This is a genomic window from Streptomyces sp. UH6 (genome assembly GCF_013421635.1).
In the GTDB taxonomy this organism is placed as follows: domain Bacteria; phylum Actinomycetota; class Actinomycetes; order Streptomycetales; family Streptomycetaceae; genus Streptomyces; species Streptomyces abyssomicinicus.
On record NZ_JACADT010000473.1, the window covers coordinates 1 to 4,293 of the forward strand.

Genomic DNA, 4,293 nt, shown 5'->3' on the forward strand with positions numbered 1-4,293 from the left:
GGTCGGCGAGCACTTGAGGGAGCGGCTGGCGGCCGGGCCCGGGGTGATCGACGCGATGTTCGCCGCCGGGGCGATCGTCGGAGCGGACGGCCGGCCGGTCGACCCGCGGACCCCCTACCGGGCCGGGCTGCACGTCTGGTTCCACCGCGAGCTGCCCGCCGAGGAGCCGGTGCCGTTCCCGGTGGAGGTCGTGTACCGGGACGAGCACATCGTGGTCGCCGACAAGCCGCACTTCCTGGCGACCACCCCCCGCGGCCGCCATGTCGCCGAGACGGCGCTGGCCCGGCTGCGGCGGGACCTCGGCATCCCCACCCTGACGGCGGCGCACCGGCTGGACCGGCTGACCGCGGGCCTGGTCCTCTTCACGGTGCGGCCCGAGGAGCGCGGCGCGTACCAGACGCTCTTCCGGGACCGGCGCATCGCCAAGGAGTACGAGGCGGTCGCCCCGCACGACCCCGCGCTGGAGCTGCCCCGGGTGGTGCGCAGCCGCCTGGTGAAGGAGCGCGGGTCGCTGACCGCGCGCGAGGCCGAGGGCGAGCCCAACGCCGTGAGCCGGATCGAGCTGATCCGGTGGCGCGGCGGCCTGGGCCGTTACCGGCTGCTGCCGGAGACCGGGCAGACGCACCAGCTGCGCGTCCACCTGTGCTCGCTGGGCGTGCCGATCCTCGGTGACCCGCTCTACCCCGAGGTGGCCCCGCCGGCCGCCCCCGGCGACTTCTCCCGGCCGCTCCAGCTGCTGGCCCGCCTCCTGCGCTTCACCGACCCGGTGACCGGCAGGCGGCACGAGTTCCGCAGCGGGCGCGAGCTGGAGGCCTTCCCCTCCTAGGCCCGCGCCCTCGCGACCCCCTCCTCGGCCCGCGCCCTCACGACCGCGCCGCCGCTACCCCACCGAGGAGTAGGCGACCACGCCCCGCAGCAGCGCGTCGACGGCCTTGCGCGCCGTCCTCGGCACGGTGGACCCCTCGGAGGGCGCCGCCGCGGAGATCTGGCCGAGCACGTCGATGACCTGCTTGCACCAGCGGACGAAGTCGCCGGCCGGCATCTCGGCCTCCCGCAGCACCTCGTCCAGCCCCTTGTCGGAGGCCCACATGTAGGCCGCCCAGGCGAAGCCGAGGTCCGGCTGCCGCTGGCCCACGCCCTCGGTCTGCCGGATGCGGAACTCCTCCTCCATCGCGTCCAGCCGGCCCCAGATGCGGACCGTCTCGTCCAGCGCGGCCTTGGCCTTGCCCGAGGGCACCTTGGGTGCGAGGGCGTCGTCCCCGGCGCGGGACTCGAAGACCAGCGCCGAGACGCAGGCCGCCAGCTCGGCGGGGTTCAGCCCCTCCCACACGCCGGCCCGCAGGCACTCGCTGGACAGCAGGTCCAGCTCGCCGTAGAGGCGGGCCAGCCGCTTGCCGTGCTCGGTGACCTCGTTGCCGCGCAGGTAGTCCAGCTCGGTCAGCAGGGCCACGATGCGGTCGAAGGTCCGGGCGATGGTGTTGGTCCGCCCGTCGATGCGCCGCTCCAGCTGCGAGGTGTCGCGCATCAGCCGGTGGTACCGCTCGGCCCACCGGGCGTGGTCCTCGCGGTCGTCGCAGCCGTGGCAGGGGTGCGCCCGCAGGGCGGTGCGCAGCCGCTTGATCTCCCGGTCGTCGGCGGCCTCGGCGCGGCGCTTGCGGTGCCGCTCGGGCGCGATGTGCCCGGCCTTGGTGCGCAGCGCGGAGGCCAGGTCACGGCGGGACTGCGGGGAGCGCGCGTTGAACGACCGGGGGATCCGCATGCGGTCCAGCGGCTCCACCGGCACCGGGAAGTCCATCTCGGCGAGGCGCTTGACCTGGCGCTCGGCGGTGAGCACCAGGGGGCGGGGCCCGTCGTGGCGGTCGAAGCCGCGGTGGCCGTCGGTCCGCCCGGCGGACAGGCCCGGGTCGAGGACCAGGGCGAGCCCGGCGTACTTGCCGGTCGGCACGTGGATGATGTCTCCGGGCTTCAGCCGCTCCAGGGAGGCGGCGGCCTCGGCGCGGCGCAGGTGGGCGCCCTGCCGGGCCAGCTCGTTCTCCCGGTCCTTGAGCTCGCGGCGCAGCCGGGCGTACTCGTCGAAGTCGCCCAGGTGGCAGGTCATGGCCTCCTTGTAGCCGGCCAGGCCCTCCTCGTTCTTCTGCACCTGCCGGGAGATCCCGACCACCGACTTGTCGGCCTGGAACTGGGCGAACGAGGTCTCCAGCAGCTCGCGGGAGCGGTGCCGCCCGAACTGCTCGACCAGGTTGACCGCCATGTTGTACGACGGCTTGAAGCTGGACCGCAGCGGATAGGTGCGGGTGCCCGCGAGACCGGCCAGGTGCTCCGGGTTCATCGCCCGCTGCCACAGCACCACGGCGTGGCCCTCGACGTCGATGCCACGGCGGCCGGCCCGGCCGGTGAGCTGGGTGTACTCGCCGGGGGTGATGTCGGCGTGGGTCTCGCCGTTCCACTTGACGAGCTTCTCCAGCACCACGGAGCGGGCGGGCATGTTGATGCCCAGCGCCAGTGTCTCGGTGGCGAAGACCGCCTTGACCAGGCCGCGGACGAAGAGCTCCTCGACGACCTCCTTGAAGGTCGGCAGCATGCCCGCGTGGTGGGCGGCGATGCCGCGCTCGAGGCCTTCCAGCCACTCGTAGTAGCCGAGGACGTGCAGGTCCTCCGCGGGGATGGAGGCGGTGCGCTCCTCGACCAGGTCGCGCACCCTCTGGCGGGCCGCGTCGTCGTTGAGCCGCAGGCCGGCGTAGAGGCACTGCTGGACGGCGGCCTCGCAGCCGGCCCGGCTGAAGATGAAGGTGATCGCGGGCAGCAGGCCCTCGGCGTCGAGCCGTTCGATGACCTCGGCGCGGCTGGGCGTCCAGACCCGCGAACGCTGGCGGCGCTCCCGCTCCCGGTCGGCCTCGCGCATCATCTTGCCGCGGCGGCGCTCCTGGTAGGAGGGGCGGCTGGCCTCCAGCCGGGCCATCCGGGTCAGGTCGGGGTTGACGGCCTTCCGGTGCCCCTCGGCCTCCTCGAACAGGTCGTACATCCGGCGTCCGGCCAGCACGTGCTGGAAGAGCGGCACCGGGCGGTGCTCAGAGACGATCACCTCGGTGTCGCCGCGGACGGTGTCGAGCCAGTCGCCGAACTCCTCGGCGTTGGAGACGGTCGCGGAGAGGGAGACCAGGGTGACGGACTCCGGGAGGTGGATGATCACTTCCTCCCAGACGGCGCCGCGGAAGCGGTCGGAGAGGTAGTGCACCTCGTCCATCACCACGTAGCCGAGGCCCAGCAGCGTCTGCGAGCCGGCGTACAGCATGTTCCGCAGCACCTCGGTGGTCATCACGACCACGGGGGCGTCGGAGTTCACGCTGTTGTCACCGGTGAGCAGGCCGACCTTGTCGGCGCCGTACCGGCGGCACAGGTCGGCGTACTTCTGGTTGGAGAGCGCCTTGATGGGCGTGGTGTAGAAGCACTTCCTGCCCTGGCTCAGGGCCAGGTGGACGGCGAACTCGCCGACGATCGTCTTGCCGGAGCCGGTGGGGGCGGCCACGAGCACGCCCTTGCCGGCCTCCAGGGCCTTGCACGCCTCTATCTGGAACGGATCGAGGCCGAAGTCGTACATCTCGCGGAACGGGCCGAGCGCGGTGGCCTGCTCCGCGGCGCGCCTGCGGGCTGCCGCGTACCGCTCGGCGGGAGAGAGATCCTCTGTCATCGTACGTTCGAGCGTACCCGTCGCCGCCGACAACCGAACGATCTTTTGCGGGCGCCCGTCGTCAGCCGGCTCCCGCCACCCGCACCGCGCCGCGGACGCACTCCGCGGTGATCGGCAGCGGGCCCAGCCGCTCCCCGTCGACGTAGGCGGTCAGGTCCTCCGCCATCAGTTCCACCCGCGACGCCCGGTGGGTGGTCACCACCGGGTGGTCGACGTGCGTGCCCCGGTAGACGCGCGGGAAGACCTTGAGCAGCGTGGCACGGCTGCACCCGCCGACGACGGTCACGTCGAAGAGCCCGTCCCGCAGGTCCGCGCCGGGGCAGATGCGCATGCCGCCGCCGTAGGAGGACCCGTTGCCGACGGCGATCAGGGTCGCCTCCACCTCGCGGGTCTCGCCGCCGTCCAGGGTGAGGCGGTAGGGCAGGGGCCGGAACGCCGCCAGTTCCGCGACGATCGCCAGGTCGTACCGGAAGCGGCCGACCGGCAGCCTCATGCGGTTGCCCCGGTCGTTGACCCGGGAGTCGAACCCGGTGGCGATCACGGTGCCGAACCAGCGCCCGTTCACCCGGCCCAGGTCGATCGCGGCCGGCCGCGACTCCTTCAGC

The 4,293-nt window shown here is 73.2% G+C and carries 2 protein-coding genes and 1 pseudogene; 1 reads left to right on the plus strand and 2 read right to left on the minus strand.

The genetic code is table 11. The features are described 5' to 3' along the window. The coding region (locus tag HW445_RS20220; RefSeq protein WP_180222397.1) for an RluA family pseudouridine synthase at positions 1-826 on the plus strand (826 nt) is incomplete at its 5' end. A 54-nt stretch (positions 827-880) separates the two neighbouring features. Here HW445_RS20220 and HW445_RS20225 read toward each other — a convergent pair. Both HW445_RS20225 and HW445_RS20230 read right to left on the minus strand, forming a co-directional pair. After that, the gene (locus tag HW445_RS20225; protein WP_180222398.1) at positions 881-3,688 is read right to left on the minus strand and encodes an RNA helicase; all 2,808 of its coding nucleotides are present in this window, start codon (positions 3,686-3,688) and stop codon (positions 881-883) included. Positions 3,689-3,749: 61 nt separating this feature from the next. Then, positions 3,750-4,293, minus strand: a pseudogene (locus HW445_RS20230) (sphingosine kinase); the annotation flags it as partial.